The organism is Arthrobacter dokdonellae (assembly GCF_003268655.1).
In the GTDB taxonomy this organism is placed as follows: domain Bacteria; phylum Actinomycetota; class Actinomycetes; order Actinomycetales; family Micrococcaceae; genus Specibacter; species Specibacter dokdonellae.
The window spans coordinates 3,707,346-3,723,725 of the sequence record NZ_CP029642.1; the positions used below are offsets into that span (position 1 = coordinate 3,707,346).

At 69.1% G+C, this 16,380-nt stretch carries 13 protein-coding genes; 5 read left to right on the forward strand and 8 right to left on the reverse strand.

Annotated features, from left to right (window positions below):
- Positions 1 to 82: 82 nt before the first annotated feature.
- From DMB86_RS16490 to mtrA, 6 genes are all read right to left on the reverse strand, one after another.
- Positions 83 to 1,327 carry a winged helix-turn-helix domain-containing protein gene (locus tag DMB86_RS16490; RefSeq protein ID WP_113718742.1) on the reverse strand — a complete coding sequence of 415 codons (1,245 nt, stop codon included), beginning with the start codon at positions 1,325 to 1,327 and terminating at the stop codon, positions 83 to 85.
- Positions 1,328 to 1,409: 82 nt separating this feature from the next.
- Positions 1,410 to 2,114 carry a ribosome hibernation-promoting factor, HPF/YfiA family gene (gene hpf / locus DMB86_RS16495; protein WP_113718743.1) on the reverse strand — a complete coding sequence of 235 codons (705 nt, stop codon included), beginning with the start codon at positions 2,112 to 2,114 and terminating at the stop codon, positions 1,410 to 1,412.
- Between the two features lie 114 nt (positions 2,115 to 2,228).
- Entirely contained in the window at positions 2,229 to 3,230 is a 1,002-nt protein-coding gene (locus DMB86_RS16500) for a ComF family protein (protein ID WP_171814531.1), read from the reverse strand.
- Positions 3,231 to 3,397: 167 nt separating this feature from the next.
- Complete coding sequence (locus DMB86_RS16505) at positions 3,398 to 5,185, reverse strand: LpqB family beta-propeller domain-containing protein (protein WP_113718745.1); 1,788 nt, start codon at positions 5,183 to 5,185, stop codon at positions 3,398 to 3,400.
- Positions 5,182 to 7,152, reverse strand: a complete 1,971-nt coding sequence (mtrB, locus tag DMB86_RS16510) for an MtrAB system histidine kinase MtrB (RefSeq protein ID WP_227878445.1) — start codon at positions 7,150 to 7,152, stop codon at positions 5,182 to 5,184. The genes DMB86_RS16505 and mtrB overlap by 4 nt, the downstream gene beginning before the upstream one ends.
- Positions 7,153 to 7,189: 37 nt before the next feature.
- Positions 7,190 to 7,864: an MtrAB system response regulator MtrA gene (gene mtrA / locus DMB86_RS16515; protein ID WP_113718746.1), complete on the reverse strand. Its 675-nt coding sequence runs from the start codon at positions 7,862 to 7,864 to the stop codon at positions 7,190 to 7,192.
- Positions 7,865 to 8,189: 325 nt separating this feature from the next.
- Here mtrA and DMB86_RS16520 point away from each other — a divergent pair, with 325 nt between their 5' ends.
- The 5 genes from DMB86_RS16520 to DMB86_RS16540 are packed head-to-tail and all read left to right on the forward strand — an operon-like array spanning position 8,190 to position 14,080.
- On the forward strand, positions 8,190 to 9,755 hold the full coding sequence (locus DMB86_RS16520; RefSeq protein ID WP_129545576.1) for a DUF7847 domain-containing protein: 1,566 nt from the start codon (positions 8,190 to 8,192) through the stop codon (positions 9,753 to 9,755).
- Positions 9,756 to 9,769: 14 nt separating this feature from the next.
- Positions 9,770 to 10,471 (forward strand): DUF4129 domain-containing protein, encoded by a 702-nt coding sequence (locus DMB86_RS16525; RefSeq protein WP_113718748.1) that lies wholly within the window; start codon positions 9,770 to 9,772, stop codon positions 10,469 to 10,471.
- Positions 10,468 to 11,763 (forward strand): DUF4350 domain-containing protein, encoded by a 1,296-nt coding sequence (locus DMB86_RS16530; protein ID WP_113718749.1) that lies wholly within the window; start codon positions 10,468 to 10,470, stop codon positions 11,761 to 11,763. The genes DMB86_RS16525 and DMB86_RS16530 overlap by 4 nt, the downstream gene beginning before the upstream one ends.
- Complete coding sequence (locus tag DMB86_RS16535; protein ID WP_113718750.1) at positions 11,760 to 12,773, forward strand: AAA family ATPase; 1,014 nt, start codon at positions 11,760 to 11,762, stop codon at positions 12,771 to 12,773. Before DMB86_RS16530 ends, DMB86_RS16535 begins: the two co-directional genes overlap by 4 nt.
- A gap of 14 nt (positions 12,774 to 12,787) precedes the next feature.
- Complete coding sequence (locus tag DMB86_RS16540) at positions 12,788 to 14,080, forward strand: DUF58 domain-containing protein (RefSeq protein ID WP_113718751.1); 1,293 nt, start codon at positions 12,788 to 12,790, stop codon at positions 14,078 to 14,080.
- A gap of 510 nt (positions 14,081 to 14,590) precedes the next feature.
- Here the strand turns inward: DMB86_RS16540 and DMB86_RS16545 are convergent.
- The gene (locus DMB86_RS16545) at positions 14,591 to 15,787 is read right to left on the reverse strand and encodes a uroporphyrinogen decarboxylase/cobalamine-independent methonine synthase family protein (RefSeq protein ID WP_227878446.1); all 1,197 of its coding nucleotides are present in this window, start codon (positions 15,785 to 15,787) and stop codon (positions 14,591 to 14,593) included.
- A 20-nt stretch (positions 15,788 to 15,807) separates the two neighbouring features.
- Complete coding sequence (locus DMB86_RS16550; protein ID WP_113718752.1) at positions 15,808 to 16,299, reverse strand: chorismate mutase; 492 nt, start codon at positions 16,297 to 16,299, stop codon at positions 15,808 to 15,810.
- Positions 16,300 to 16,380 lie beyond the last annotated feature (81 nt).

Below are 16,380 nucleotides of genomic sequence, written 5' to 3' on the forward strand. Positions count from 1 at the left end.
AACGGGCACAGCCTCGGGCCAGTCTGCCATGCCCGGCATGGAAATTCCTGGCAGCGCCGGCCCCCTTCCCCTCGCGGGGCATTTAGCCGCGCTTCACTGCCACGCCGAGTTGCTGGGCCAGGTCGCCGTGGGGCGCCACGACGACGTCGTCCAGGCCCAGCCACAGTGCCATGAGCGCCAGTTCGGCCGCCAGCTCCGGGGCCGTTTCCGCCGGCGCATCAGGCTCGGCGAAGGCACCGCGCACCAGCAGCCTGCTCCCCTGCCGGTCGGCCTTCAGGTCGACGCGGGCAGCCAAGGACTCTCCCAAGAGGAACGGCAGCACGTAGTAGCCGTATTTTCGTTTTGGCGCCGGGGTGTAAATTTCCAGCCGGTAGTGGAAATTGAACAGTTCCAGCAGTCGGCGCCGTTCAAAGACCAGCGAATCAAAGGGGCTGAGCAGTGCGCGGCCGCGCGCCTTGCGCGGGATTTTCGCCGCGGCATGCAGGTAGGTTGGCGCACCCCATCCGGCCACCTCCACTTCCTCAAGCGTCCCGTCCGCCACCAGACGGTCCACCGAGCCGGCCGCTGCGCCCGCGGGCAGGCGGAAGTAGTCGGCAAGACAGCGCAGGGTGCCGATCCCGTGGGTGCGCGCCGATGCCTCGATCAGCCTGTCCATCGCGGCCCGCCGGTCCGCGTCACCATCGGAGGGGACTGCCCCTTCCCCCGCGCCGGACCCGTTGCGCAGGGACGGGGGCAGGACCTTCTCCACCAGGGCGTACCGGCGTTCGAACTGGTCGTTGCGTGACGCGGCTCCCACGACCCCCCGCTCAAAAAGGCCTTCCAGGGTCCGCTTGACGGCGCTCCAGTTCCAGCCCCACCCTTCGTGGTTCCTTTCCTCCTCGTGGCCAATCCTGCTCTTGACCTCGCGGGCCGTCAGGGGCCTGCTGCGTGCCAGCAGTGACAGGATCTGCGTTTCCAGGCCGGCACGGAGCTGGGGATCGAGACCAGAGGACCCAACCCATTTCCGGTTTTGCCACAAGGTGAGGTCACGGAAGTGCTCAGGCCTGATGTAACTGGCCTCGTGGGCCCAGTACTCCATCATTTTTCGCGGGGCGCTGCCGGAAAGCGTGGAAAGTATGGCGCGGTCGTACGTCCCCAGCCGGGAGAAGAACGGCAGGAAGTGGCTGCGGGAGATGACGTTGACGGAGTCAATTTGAACGAGCTGTAGTTGGGCAAAGGTCCGGCCCACCGTCCGCGCGTTCACGGGTTGGGTGGGCCGGACCCCGGCAAGTCCCTGGGCGTTGAGTGCGATTCGCCGGGCCTGTGGCAGGCTCAGGCGTGCGCCCATGCTTCCTGGCTCCTCTGTTGACGGGTCTCGTGGTTGACTGCTGGTGCTTTCCCGACGGGGTCGCCGGGTGGACGCCGCTCGGCTACACGCGTGCGGGTTCGTCGGGTGAGCGGTAGGCGGAGATTTCCGCGGCGGCCGCTCCTTCGTCCGCGTTGGGATCCAGGGAGATGACCCCGTAGGTCCAGCCGCTGCGGCGGTACACCACGGACGGGATGCCGGTGGCGGCATCGATGAACAGGTAGAAGTCGTGTCCCACCAGTTCCATGCTGTCGACGGCATCATCGACGGTCAGCGATGTTGCCGGGAAAACCTTCCGGCGGATCAGCACCGGTGAATCACCCGCAGGGATGTCATTTTCGATTTCATAGGGCGAACGCTCCTGCACGGCGTCCGGCGTGGTCTGCGCGTAAATCGGTTCCGCGCTGCTGACGGGAGGCAGAGCCCCGGTTGCCTCGTTGACGGCCACTGGTGCATGCCGGCCGTGGTGGACCTTCTTCCTGTCCTTGGCCCTGCGCAGCCGCTCCAGCAGCTTCCCGTACGCAAGGTCAAAGGCCGCGAACTTGTCCGATGCAGCTGCCTCGGCGCGGATCACCGGGCCGCGCCCCAAAACAGTCAATTCCACCGTCAGCGGAGACTCGGCCGAACGCGACTTGGTCTCCTTGGAAATCTTCACATCGACGCGCTGGACCTTGTTGGCCAGCTGCTCGATCTTCGTGAGCTTTTCCCCGGCGTACTCGCGGAAACGGTCTGACACACTCAAGTTGCGACCGCTGATCATGAACTCCATGGTGCCCTCCAAATATCTTCGGTGACACGGCGGCCGGCTCGCAATCCAAGTACCGAACCTGGCCGCCGACGGGTGGTTTCCTCTCGCAAGAGGTACCCGTTTACTCACGTTAGTTCACCGAAACCTTTTATTCATCTTTTGCCCAAAACTATTTTTGGCGAGTCTTTTAGTCGGGGCTGCAGGGGCTGACTGGTCGGGTGCGCGGGCCGCCGCGAGAACCAGGGCGCCGCACACCACGGCGCCCGCTGCCTCCAGTGTCCGGGCCGCCTCCCTGGCCGTGGAGCCGGTGGTCAGCACGTCGTCGACCACGACGACGGCGGCCCGGGCCAGAAGCCCTGCCGGGCGAATCCCGCGGCACCGCCGCCGGATTCGCATGCTGTTGCGGACGTTGGCGCGCCGGGCCGACCGGCCCAGTCCCTTTTGGTGCCGCCGGCGCCAGGGCAGCCGGGCGCGGACGGCGAGAACCGGTGCGACGCACACGCCGTGGGGCAGTCTGCGTTCCGCAGACAGGCAGCGCAGCAGGAGCGCGACGGGATCGTAGCCGCGGCTGCGCCAGCCCCTGCCGGTGCTGGGCACCGGGACCAGCAGCAGCTCCCTGCCCTCGAGCCCGGGCAACAGGGCCGGCAGCGAGACGATGCCCCGGGCCATCGCCCGGCCGAGCAGGGGACCCAGCTCCGTGCGGCCGTGGTTCTTGAAGGCGAGGATGGCAGACGCCAGGACATCGCGGTAGTCGCCCACGGCCACCACGGGCAGCGTCGTGTGCCCAAAGACGCTCATCAACGCGTCGGCGGTACCCTCGGCGCGGAAGGGTCGGCACGTCAGCCTACGCAACCCGGCGGAGCAGTCAGCGCACAGGGCTGAGTCGTCACTGCCGCACGACACGCACTCGGCGGGCATCACCAGATATAGGAAGTCCCGCCAAGCGCCGTCCCACCAGAACACCGAACGGGCCCACCAACGGCGCGGCCGGCCCCTGTGCATGCCTGTCGGCGAACCATTGGCGCGGGCCGCGGCGCTGTTGCCGGCGGTAAGGGCCGCATGCCTGCTGGGAGGCGGCCGCAAGACAGCCGGAACGGCGTCGTCCGGGGGTCGCGAGGCGCTGCGATAATGTTCCATGGGACCAGCATTCCCGGCGCCTTGCGACGCCGCCAGCGGCCGCCGCGGCAATGTGCACCGTGTCCCCGCCGGCTCCCCCTGTGGAGGGGCCACCGCATCCACCACATGCACCGCATGAAGGGCCGACGACCGCTCCGGCGGACAACGGCGCAGGCGCAGGCGGACCATCAGCCGGCAAAGGACGCCTGGCCCAGCCCCTTCGTGGCGACCTGCCAGTTGCTGCCGACCAGCGCGTACATTTCCGTCGGCGTTTGCGCATGCACGTTGCGCACGCCGGCACCGGCGCTGATCCACGTGATCCCCTTGATGGGAGCAAGCTTCGCGGGCGCCCGGGACAGGTCCAGGATCTGGACGGCGACGTCGGACTTGGCCGAGGGTGCGATCGCGGCCACGCTGGTCTCGCCGGCCCACACGCCGAGGGTCGGCGCTCCCTCGTGGGCCAGGTTGATCGGTGCTGTCAGTTCCTTGGGGACGTCGCCGGACCTGGAAATGCCGGTGATGGACACCCGGCTTTCCCCGTTCGCGTTGGAGATCACGAGTGCGCGCGTGCCGTCCCGGGAAATGCGCAGCGTGGTGACCTGTTGGCCCACCAGCCACGGAACGCTGAGCACCACCGGCGCCGGGTCCTTGGCTTTTGAGTTGGGGTTGACCGCCAGGACTGTTCCGGAGCCGTCCCCCGCAGCGGACCACAGCCAGCCGTTGGGGGCGAACGACGGCGCCGTCAGGGCCACGCCCGCCAGGAGGTTGGCCGGCTCGTGCCCCGCCGAGACGGTGAACGCATGGTTGCCGTCCGCAGAGAGGAAGGCGAACTCTTTCCCGTTGTAGGAAATGGCCGGCTCATTCGGCCCCAGATCGGCGATGGGGGCCAGGCCCGGCACCGCGGCCACCGTGCTGCCGTCGTACGTCGCCAGCGCGTTCTTGGACAGGCCGACCTGGACCGGGGGGACCGGGTTGTCAATGACCATCGCGGGCACGGCGTCGCTGGATCCGCCCATGTCCACCTCGCGGTCGTCGGCCAGAAACTGCACTTCCGTGACGTCGTTGAGAGTCTTCTGAAGTGTGACGAGCAGCTGGGCATGCATTTGCTGGCGTTGGCGCACGCTGGACTCCAGCAGCGGCTGGGAGGTCAGTCCGACCTTGGCGAGGCCATTGTTGACCGACACGGAATCACGCGCCAGCGCCATGCCAGTCGGGAAAGCGCTGACCACCGCACCCTTCAAGTACGGCGCGGGCCCGTCCAGCATGGCGCGGACAATCGCCGTTGCCGTCCCGGAGGAGCGCGCGGCCAGCCACCTGACGTCCGGAACCCCGTACGTGTAGCTTGCATCGTAGAAATACAGCGAGACCGGCTTGAAGAGCACGCCAAAGGTGTCCTGGCTGAGCACCAGGCCGTCGGGAACCTTGGCAATGCGCCATTCACCGTTGACCTGGACCAAATCCATTTCGATGGTTTCCGTGGAGCCGGCCGGCAGCGGCGTCAAGACGCCCATCGAGTCCACGGAGGAGACGGTGTCGAACGTGACCAGGTAGGAGTCCTTGGTCTTGCCCGGCTTGACGGCAAACGCATTGGTGTACACCAAGGTCCGCTTGTCCGCGGCCCACGACTGCGCCAGGCCGGCTGCCAGGTACTGCCTGGCGGTCTGGAAGTCGTCTTCGATCCCGGTCCCAGAGTCGATAAAGCCGCGGATGATGCTCTCCGGGGAGGCCCCCGCCACCGGCTTGTACTGCGTGTAGTTGACGTTGACGGAGTTGGTGCGCGGGCTCAGGGGGTCGCTCTTGCCGACCGGCCCGTCGGTGGGTATCGCCGCGCACCCGGCCGCCACGAAAAGTACGACGGCGGCCGTCGCCAGCAGCGACAGCAGTCCCTTGCGCCGTGGCCGGCCTGGGCGGCGCGCCTGCCCGGAGGACGCCGGCTTCGCCGGCACCGGCTTCATGCCTGGCACTGTGATTTTCATGATTCCGCCCTTGGCGCGCCGCCGCCTGACGGCGTCCCGTTCGTCGCGGCGCCGTTCCCCGATGCAGCACTGGCTGCTGCGGCACTCGCGGGATTAATCGTACCCAGTGCGCCCACCACGCCGAAAGAGCCGGTGTTGGTCATGATGGGTCCGGTGTTGAGGTGGGAAGCCGCCGCGGTTCCCCCGCCGTCGGGCGGCAGGGGAACTGGAGAGTACGCCAGCGCCCCGCCTCGCCTGCGCGGCAAGGTCAGCCGGAAGCAGGCCCCATCCCCCGGGACGCCCCAGGCCTCCAGCCAGCCACCGTGCAGCCTGGCGTCTTCCATGGCAATCGACAGGCCCAGGCCGCTGCCGCCGGTGGTGCGTGCCCGCGCCGGGTCCGCCCGCCAAAAGCGGTCGAAGACATGCTCCAGGGCATCCGGGGACATGCCGATGCCGTAATCCCGCACGGCCACGGCCAGGGCGTTCTCATCTGCGGAGACGAAGATCTTCACCGGACGTCCCTCGCTGTGTTCCAGCGCGTTAAGCACCAGGTTGCGCAGAATCCTGTCGATGCGGCGGGCATCCATCTCCACAATGCACTTGTGGTTGCGCAGCCGGGTGACCACCGAAAGCTCGCTGCTATTGGCCTCAGCCACGGGTGCGGCTGCCTCCATCACTGAATGGATCACTGAGAAGATGTCCAGGGATTCAATGTCAAGGTCGGCCACGCCGGCGTCGAACCGGGAAATCTCCAGCAGGTCGGCCAGCAGAAGTTCAAAGCGCTCAACCTGGTGAAAGAGGAGTTCTGAGGAGCGCTTGTTGATCGGGTCAAAGTCGTCGCGGGCGTCATAGAGGACCTCGGCGGCCATGCGGACAGTTGTTAAGGGAGTGCGGAGCTCGTGGGAGACGTCGGAGACGAAGCGCTGCTGCATTTCTGAAAGCGCGGCGAGGGCGTTGATCTGGTCCTGAAGCGACGTGGCCATCTTGTTGAAGGAGGTGGCCAGGCGGGCCATTTCGTCTTCGCCCTCCACAGGAATGCGTTCTTCCAGCCGGCCGGCTGCCAGCTTCTCCGACACCGCGGCGGCCTGGCTGACCGGCTGGACCACCATCCGCGTCACGTACCAGGCGATGGCGCCAATCAAGACCAGCAGGATGGCACCGGCCAGCCACAGCACCGACTGGATGTAATTCAGGGTCAGTTGCGCGGTGTTGAGGTCGTAAATCATGTACAGCTCATAGTTCGTGTTCAGCAATTCCACCTGGCTGCCGATCACGACCGCCGGATGCATGCCGGATGAGCCCGTGGGCAGTTCGATCGACTGCCAGTACTGCCCCGTCTTGTCCCCCTGCACGGCCTTGCGGAGTTCGTCCGGGATGATGGCGGAGGTGACGCCGCCGGAGTCCACTGAACTGACGGCCAACGTGCTGTCCTGCTTGGGGACCTTGACCATCAGGTACTTGCGGTTGTCATCCGCGCCGCCCACCTCGAGCAGTTTGAGCTCGTCCTTGACATACGTCGACACGCGCGGCTGGTCACTCAGGCTGGCACCGGAAAAGCTTTCCTGGACCTGTGTGGCCCCGCGCGTGGATTCCAGCTGTGCCTGTGCCAGGCGCTCCTTGAACAGGCCGTTGGAGATCTGCCCGGCGAGGTAGCCACCGACGCCTATGACGGCGATGGAGGCAATGACCAGCGTGGTCAGGACGGTGCGGAACTGCAGCGAGGTGCGCCACCTGCGCGAGATGACCCGCTGGCCTCCCTGGAGTGCCCGCCAGCTGTATATCCCGGCCCGGGCCAGGGCGCGGCGTACCGCGAACCAGGCCCGGCCGGCCGGCCGGGCCCCAGCCGCGCCGCCGGCACCATCCGCCGGCATGGCGGCGGAAGGCGGCAGGCTCCGCCCAACGGGGGCACCGGCGTCGGACTTCCCTGCGGGTGGGACGCCGGGACTGGTGTTCACGGGGCCCGCCGGCCCGCCATGGTTCCTGCTCATTGTTGATTCGCCGCTGATTCCCATGCCGCCGAAGCCGCTATTGCCCGGCCTTGTAGCCTACGCCGCGCACGGTCAGGACCACCTCGGGAGCCTCCGGATCCCGCTCAATCTTGGATCGCAGGCGCTGGACGTGGACGTTGACCAGTCGCGTATCTGCGGCGTGGCGGTAGCCCCACACCTGCTCGAGGAGGAGTTCGCGCGTGAAGACCTGCCACGGCTTGCGGGCCAGCGCCACCAGGAGGTCAAACTCCAGCGGCGTCAGCAGGATGCGCTGGCCGGCGCGTCGGACCGCATGGCCGGCCACGTCGATGGTGATCTCGCCGATGGTGAGGGTTTCCGGGGCCTTGACGTCCCCCGGCCGCAGGCGGGCACGGACCCGGGCCACCAGTTCTGCGGGCTTGAACGGCTTCGCCACGTAGTCATCGGCACCCGACTCCAGGCCGCGCACCACATCGGAGGTGTCGGACTTTGCGGTCAGCATGACAATGGGCACGTCCGATTCGCCCCGGATGAGACGGCACACTTCGATGCCGTCCATCCCCGGCAGCATGAGGTCCAGCAGGACCAGATCCGGCTTGTTGGAACGGAACGTCTCCAACGCCTTGGCGCCGTCGAAACAAAAGACTGGGTCAAAACCGTCATTGCGAAGGACGATGCCGATCATCTCTGCCAGTGCTTCGTCGTCGTCTACTACTAAAATGCGTGCCTTCATAGCTCTATATTTGCCTATCCACGGCCGAAAGTCGCTTTCCGACCCTCCAAGGCGGGCCAGAAGAAGCCACAGGCTGGCTGGGAGCGGCCGGTTTGCGGTGGACTGGCGCGCTATCGGTGCCGTTCCGGACGGCCCTGCGCGGTCAGGTTGCCCCGCCACGGATTCTCCCCGTCAGTTCACGCTGCAAATGCGGCGGTTGCCGATAGGGTTGAACTTGGAAGCCGCATCAGGACCGGCTGCTCCCGGACCGGCGCGTTGAGCCCGTCAACGGAGCATCGGCCATTGGTGTCGCGACCACTGTGACTGGGGAACAAGACACTGGAGCATGATGACGCAGGAACCACAGCAGCCGCCGGCCGATCCGGACCACGGACCGGCGGGCTCCCCCGTTCCGCCCACGTCCGGGCAGGCCCCGGGGCAGCCCCCATGGGGGCAGCCCGCGCCCGGGCAGCCACAGTGGGGGCAGCCACAGTGGGGGCAGTATGCGCCGCAGCCTCCCGGCCAGCCCTCGCCCGGGCAGGCTTCCGGACAGCCACAGTGGGGGCAGTACACACAGCAGCCTGGCGCCGCTCCAGGCGCCGCTCCATATGGCCAAAATCCTTACGGCTACAGCCAGTACGGCTACAACCAATACATTGCCCCGCCCAAGCCGGGCGTCATCCCGCTGCGCCCGCTGCGGCTCGGTGAGGTGCTCGACGGCGCGTTCCAGGCCGCCCGCCGCAACGGCAAGGCCGTCTTCGGTTCGACCCTGATCTTCCAACTCATCACCGCCGTCCTCACGCTCGCCGTCACCCTTTCCTCCATGGGCCGGCTGACCTCGAACATCTTCAGCGACTCGCTCTCCCAAACGGCTCCCACGGAAGCCCAGCTCAACAGCCTGGCCGGATCCATGCTTCAGCTGTTCATCGGCGTCGGGGCGGTCTCGCTCATCTCCGCGCTCATGGAGATGGTGCTGCAGGGCGCCCTGGTGGTCCCCGTCCTGCGCGCAACCTTGAACCGCAAGACGGACTTCGGGCAGATGTGGCGGCTCGTCAAGCCGCGCATCGGAACTCTGCTGCTGCTGGCGCTGGTCTACGCCGCGGCGACATTTCTTGCCATCGCTGTGTACGCCGGCATTCTCATCGGCCTGCTCTTTGCGAGCAACAGCATGGGCTCCGGTTCCGGACTCGCCGCCCTTGGCATCGGGTTCCTGCTGGGCCTGCCATTCTTGGCGGCCGGCGTGTGGACGGGCGTGAAGGTCATGCTGGCCCCGGCGTCGGTGGTGGTGGAGAACATCGGAGTCTTTGCGGGAATCAAGCGCTCCTGGCAGCTGACCGGGCAGAACTGGTGGCGCACCTTCGGCATCGCGGCGCTTGCGGCCATCATTGCCGGCGTCATCGGCGCCATCATCACCACCCCGGTCGGCCTGCTGCTGGGCCTGCTGCTGCCGGTCATGTCGCCGAGCCCCGACCAGGCGATGGGCACCTCCGCCGTCGCCAGCGTCTTCTCTTCCCTCATCGGGGCCTTGGTCGGCGCGGTGACCGTCGCGTTCCAGACCGGTGTCATGGCGCTGATCTATGTTGACCTGCGGATGCGCCGCGACGGCTTTGATGTCACCCTGCTCAAGGAATCCGAATCCGGGACGGACGACGGCGGCATCCCCGGCCGCGGCGCGGCGGTGCCGGCCGCCGCGGGAACCTCCCACGCGCAGCAATACCCAACGGCCTACCCGCCGTTCGCCCACCATCCGCCTGCCCAGAACCCACCCGCCCCCTACCCAGGCCAGAACCCACCCGCCCCCTACCCAGGCCAGAACCCACCCGCCCCCTACCCAGGCCAGAACCCACCCGGCCAGCAGCCGCCCGGCGGGTCCCCGGAGCAGTACCCACCGTCCCAGCACCCCGGCCAGTAGGTGCCCGGCGCCCCATGACCACCCTGACCCCTGGCACTGGCGTGCCCCTTGACGTCCCCGTCATCCCCGGGGCCGACGACGCGCGCCGGTGGGCAGCGGAGGAACTGGCCAAAAAGGCCTACCAGGACGCCAAGCCTGGCCTGGGCGCACAACTACTCACCTGGCTGAAGAAGGCCGTCACCGATTTTCTGCACGGGCTGGGGTCGCTGGGCGGCAACACGGGGCTGCTGGTGGCCTTGTGCGTCGTGGTGCTGGCCGTCGCAGCGGCCGTCATGGTGGTCCGGCCCAGGCTCAACCGCAGGGCTGCACAGCGGGCGGAGGTCTTTGACGGCCCTGCCACACTCAGTGCCGGCCAACACCGCGACCTGGCCCGTTCCGCCGTCGAACGTGGGGACCTGGCCACAGCGGTCACGGAGCAGTTTCGGGCAATCGTGCGCTCCGGCGAGCAGCGCGGCGCGACCTCGCCCGCGCCCGGACGGACCGCGGCCGAGGTCGCGGGCGAGCTGCAGCGGGCCTTTCCAGGGCACGGGCCGGCCCTCCAGCGGGCGGCCGGGCTGTTCAACACCGTCCGATATGGCCACACGGAGCCTACCCGGGCCATGTACGACCAGCTGGCAGCAACGGACAAGGCCGTGGCGGCGGCGAAGCCGGCCTTTGCGGACAGCAGCATTGAGATCGTCGACGGCGGCTGGGTCGACGGCGCGGCGGCACCGTGAGCGCCCCCGTGAGCGTCCCGGCCGGCCGGGACATGGCCAGCCAGGACACGGCCGATGCCCGGGAGTTCCGTGCGGGTGGAGGCACGGCCCTGCAACGCGCCGCCACATGGTGGCGGAAAAACAGGTTGTGGATTGTTGTGGGTGCCGCCCTCGCGGCCGTGACGGTGGGCGGCTTGGCCGCGTCCCTCCTCGGCGGGCAAAGCGCGGACCCCTTGTCCATCACCAACCCGGCGCCCAACGGCGGCCAGGCGGCAGCCAGCGTGCTTCGGGAGCAGGGCGTGCAGGTCACGGCCACCGATTCGCTCGACGCCACGCGGCGGGCGCTGGCGGCGGGCGGACCCGGCGCCAGCACGGTGCTGGTCTACGACCCGCTGTCCCTGTTGGAGCCCGCACAGGCGGCACGGCTGGCGGGGTCGGCGAAGGACGCCGCCGCGGCCCTGGTTGCCCTGGCGCCGGGTCCGTTGACCGTGAAAAACCTCAGCCCCGACATCGCCAGCGCCGGAACAGCCGCCGCCACGGACTCCAGCACCGGCGTGGCCGCCGGTCCGGGCTGCGCCAACCGCGAAGTCGTGGCGGCGGCCCGGATCGACGTCCGCGGGGTGGACGGGATCGGCGCCGCCGGCAGTCCGTCCCTGCTCCTGTACCGCGGTGCGGCGACCTGCTTCGCCCCCGGCGGGGGCACCGCCGGGTTCATGGCGGTCAACCGCGCCGGCGACGTGACAGTCCTGGGGAGTCCCGGCGTCGTCAGCAACGAGCGCCTGGCCAGCCAAGGCAACGCGGCGCTCACGTTCCGCCTGCTGGGCAGCCGTCCGCACCTGATCTGGTACACGGCGTCGCTGCGGGACGTGCCCGCAGCGAGCCATGCGCCGACCCTGGCGGAGCTGACGCCGGGGTGGATCTTCCCGGCGTCGGCCTGGCTGCTGCTGGTGGCCCTGATCGGAATGCTGTGGCGCGGACGCCGGCACGGGCCGCTCGTCACCGAGCCGCTGCCCGTCATAGTTAAGGCGTCGGAGACCGTGACCGGACGGGCGCGGCTCTACCAGGACGCGAAGGCTCAGGACACCGCCGTCGAAACCCTGCAACGTGCCACCCTGACGCGGCTTGCACAGCGGCTGCGCCTCGGAACGGGCGCCGCCCCATCCGCCGTGGTCGACGCGGCGGCCGCCCACACCGGTCGTCCGCGGGAAGACCTGGAAGCGCTCCTCATCACGGACATCCCCCTGAACGACAAACAAATGTTGGCCATGGCCGCACAAATGGCTGCCCTAGAGGAAGAAGTCGCCCCACGATGACGGCAGAACACCCCGGAACACAGCAACCGCAACCCGCGCAGACGCAGCCGGCCCCCCATGCCGGACCGCCCGAGCCGGCGCTCCTGCGGGTGCGTGCGGAAGTGGCCAAGGCCGTGGTGGGCCAGGATGCCACCGTCACCGGGCTGCTCGTGGCCCTGCTGGCCGGCGGGCACGTCCTGCTCGAAGGTGTGCCGGGCGTGGCGAAGACCCTGCTGGTGCGCGCGCTGTCGGCGGCCCTCAGCCTGGATACCAAGCGCGTGCAGTTCACCCCGGACCTCATGCCCGGGGACGTCACCGGATCGCTCGTGTTCGACGCCCGCACCTCCGAATTCACGTTCCGCCAGGGCCCGGTCTTCACCAACATCCTGCTGGCCGATGAAATCAACCGCACCCCGCCCAAGACGCAGGCGTCGCTGCTGGAGGCCATGGAGGAACACCAGGTGTCGGTGGACGGCGTGTCCCGGAAACTTCCCGCACCCTTCCTGGTCGCAGCCACCCAGAACCCCGTGGAGTATGAGGGGACCTATCCCCTGCCCGAAGCGCAGCTGGACCGGTTCCTGCTCAAGCTGTCCATGGACCTGCCGGCGCGCAACGAGGAGATCGAGGTGATCCGCCGGCACAGCATCGGCTTCGACCCGCAGGACCTCCACGCTGCCGGCGTCCGCCCCGTGGCCGGCGCCGCGGACCTTGCCCGGGCCCGCGAATCCGTCGCCCGGGTCAGCGTCGCCGCGGAGGTGCTCGCCTACGTGGTGGACCTGGCCCGCGCCACCCGCACGGCGCCGTCGTTCCAGCTGGGTGTCTCGCCCCGCGGGGCCACAGCCCTGCTCAAGTGCGCCCGCGCGTACGCCTGGCTGTGCGGCCGCGGCTTTGTCACCCCGGACGACGTCAAGGCGCTCGCCCTGCCCGCCCTGCGCCACCGCGTCTCGCTGCGCCCGGAGGCGGAGATGGACGGCGTCTCGGCGGACGGGATCCTGCTCTCCATCCTGGCCACCGTCCCGGTCCCCCGCTAGGCCCGGCACCAGACATGGCCATTTCGGGCAGGTTCTTCCTCCTGGCGCTGCTGGCGGTGGTGCCCGTCATTGCCGCGCCCAGTGCCGCCACCTGGGCCGCTGCCCTGGCCGTGCTGCTGGTGGTTGCGGCCGTCGACCTGCTGCTGGCTGCCTCCCCCCGCCGCATTGGGGTCCGCCGTGAGATTCCCACCGGCGTGCGCCTCTCCGAAGGAACGACGGCGGCGCTCCGGTTGGCGAACCAATCACCCCGCCTGCTGCGCGGCCAGGTGCGGGACGGCTGGCAGCCGTCCGCGGGGGCGGCCGACGCATTGCAGGCGCTGCGCATCCCGGCCGGGGAACGCGCCGTCGTCCGGGTTTCCCTGCTCCCCGTCCGGCGCGGCGACCTGCGCACGGACCATGTGACCATCCGCTCCTTCGGGCCGCTGGGCATGGCCGCGCGGCAAAGGACCATCGCGGCGCCGGGCACGCTGCGGGTGCTGCCGCCGTTTCATGCCAAGAAGCACCTGCCGTCAAAGCTGCGCAGGCTGCGCGAGCTGGACGGCCGGGCCGCCGTGCAGATCCGCGGCGCCGGCACCGAGTTTGACTCGCTGCGCGACTACGTCCGCGGCGACGACGTCCGATCCATCGACTGGCGCGCCACCGCACGCCGCCGCGACGTGGTGGTGCGCACTTGGCGTCCGGAGCGGGACCGCCGCGTCGTCATTGTGCTGGACACGTCGCGGACGTCGGCGGCGCGGATCGGGGACGAACCCCGGCTGGACACGGGCATCGAGGCGTCGCTGCTGCTGGCGGTGCTGGCCGAACGTGGCGGCGACCGGGTCAGCCTCATCGCCTACGACCGCCGCGTCCGTGCCCGCGTTTCCTCCTCCGGCAAGGGCAACATGCTCGGCGCCATGGTCCAAGGACTGGCGCCGCTGCAGCCGGAGCTGATCGAGCTGGACTCCGCCGGCGTGCCGGGCCAGGTCCGTGCCGTGACGGCGCACCGGGCGCTGGTGGTGCTGGTGACCTCCCTCGATGCCGGCGCGGCCGAGGAAGGACTGATCCCCCTGGTGGCACGGCTGGCCCAAAGGCATGTGGTGGTGGTCGCCTCCGTCCGTGACCCTGCCCTCGACGAGGCCCGGCTGGAACGGTCGACGGCGACCCTCGCGTACCGCGCCGCCGCCGCCGAACACGCGCTCAACCGCCGCGCGGCCATCATGGCAGTCCTTAAGCGGTCCGGCGCCGAGGTCGTGGATGCCGCGCCGCACGATCTCCCGCCCGAACTGGCGGACATGTACATCCGGCTGAAGGCCAGCGGCCGCCTCTAAATCTGACGCTCCTGCAGATCCGGGGCCCTCCCTTCCGACGCTCGTGCACCATCTGCGGGTGCACGCAGGTGGCCGTGCATTCCCGATCCCAAGCAGGTCGAGTTCCCGGGGCCGGCCCAGTAAGTCAATCCGTACGCCGCCGGATTCGGTGGCGTAGGTGTTTGAGCTCTGGCGATTTGGTGGTGCAGCTCATCGGGGCTGGATCCCGGGAGTGGAATTGATGGTGCAGCTAATGCGCCCTTCCGGTCCGAAAGGGCGCATTAGCTGCACCGCCGAATCCAAAACCGGCCGGCGCCCTGCAGGAGCTGCACCGCCGAATCGGGCGAGGGGGACAATAACAGCCAAGCCGCGCCAGCGTCCCCGGGATTTCACCCGGCCACCCGGTTCCTGACAGCGCTCGGCAACCGGCGACGCTCGGACCGGCAGTGCAGGAGGGTGCCGTCAGAACGCCCCCTATCTGCAGGAGCGTCGAGGGAAAACGCCCCGAATCTGCAGGAGCGTCTGACTGCGTCAGGCGTTGCGGAGGTCTGTCAGGGCTGCGGCCACCTCTAGCGTCCGGTTGACGACGGCCCGAGCTTCCGCCGGTGAAACGCCTGCGAGTCCATCCTCCGGGGTGATGCGGAGCGCGGTCAGGGACGACTCAGGCAGACCCAGCCCGCGCCACGGCCGCAAGACCCGCTCCAGCAACGTCGAGTACGGCGGCGGCACCTGGTCCGGGCGCACCGGCACCGTCCCGCCCCACAGGCCCATGCCCGACTCGATGGCTCCGGCCAGCTGCTCCCAGTGGCCGGTGTCGAGCTGGTCCAGCGGCACGGCGACCGCGTCGATGCCGGATTCCAAGGCGAGTTCCAAAGCCTTCCGCCAGGCATCGGATTCGGCGGATTTGGTCCCACCCGGCCCGGATTCGACCGACCTGTTCTCGGCGGCCTCGACGTGCGGCCGGGCCAGGTTGATGGCGATCTGGGCAAATCCGGCATCGCGCGCCGCGGCAACGAAGGCCGTCCACGTTTGGCGCAGCTCCGACGCGGGGATGGAGCGCAGCGTGCGGTACCCGGAAGCCGTGGGGATGGTGCCGGCCAGGGCACGCGCCGCCTCGGGCTCGTCGATCTGCAGGATCAGTCCAGCGCCCGGCACGGCGGCGCGCAGCCTCTCGGCATGCTGGGCCAACCCGGCGGACAGCGACTGGGCCACGTCCCGGCGCGCACCGTAGTCGCGCAGCGCGCGTTCGCCATAGTGCAGATGGATGGCGGCCGCCAGCGAGACCGGCCCCCACGCCTGCACCTTCAATTCAGAAAGTGCACGCTCGGACGCACCGGCGACATCGGCCAGCACGTTGACGTCGGTGGACAGGGCGGAGACGGCGCGGCGGTGATCGCCGCCTGGACGGTCCGTGAAGCGCCAGCCGTATGGCTGGACGTCCACGGGCAGTTCGACGAGCAGCCCGGCGGTGCGTCCCACGGCATCCGAGCCGATGCCGCGGGAAGGCAGCTCAGGCAGCGAGGGCAGGTGTGGCGGCGTGAACAGGCCGAGGGAATTCTTGGCGGCCTCGACGGGGTCGGTGCCGGGCCAAGGCCCAAGCATGGTGGCGGTGACGGCCTCGGAGCTGGAATCCTGGGCCTCGCTCCGCCGGGCCTCGACATGGGGCCCCGGGCGCGAGGAGTCCGCGGCCGAGCTTGCGAGGTTGGGGACCGTCCGGGGATCGACCACCGGGCGCGTCTCGGTGCCCACTACAGGTTCGCGCCGCCGTCGTGCGTCTGCCCGTCGTCCGGCCGCCGTAAAGCGTCCGGGGCGCCCACAAAGCCCTGGCCGTCCTGGCTGACCACGGGGACCACGCCGGTGGCGGCCACGGCGGAGTGGCTTTCCGAGATGGCCTGGTGGTGGTGGATGACCTCGCTGATGATGAAGTTCAGGAATTTCTCGGCAAACGCGGGGTCCAGGTGGGCGGACTCGGCCAGGGCCCGCAGGCGCTGGATCTGGGCCTTCTCACGGGTGGGGTCGGCCGGGGGAAGGTGATGGGCGGCCTTGAGGATGCCCACCCGCTGGGTGGCCTTGAACCGTTCCGCCAGCAGGTACACCAGTGTCGCGTCGAAGTTGTCGATGCTGGAGCGGATGGAGAGCAGCTCGGCCATGACGGCCGGATCCACGGAGCCGGTGAGGGAACTGGCGGCCGGGTCGAAATCTTCGACGGAGAGGTGGTGCGCGTGGCTCGGTTCGGTCATGAAAACAGTTTAGGTGGTGCACCGGGCGGACAAAACCTGTGTCCACGCCGGCGCACCACCCAAGATGGCGCCGTCAAAAAC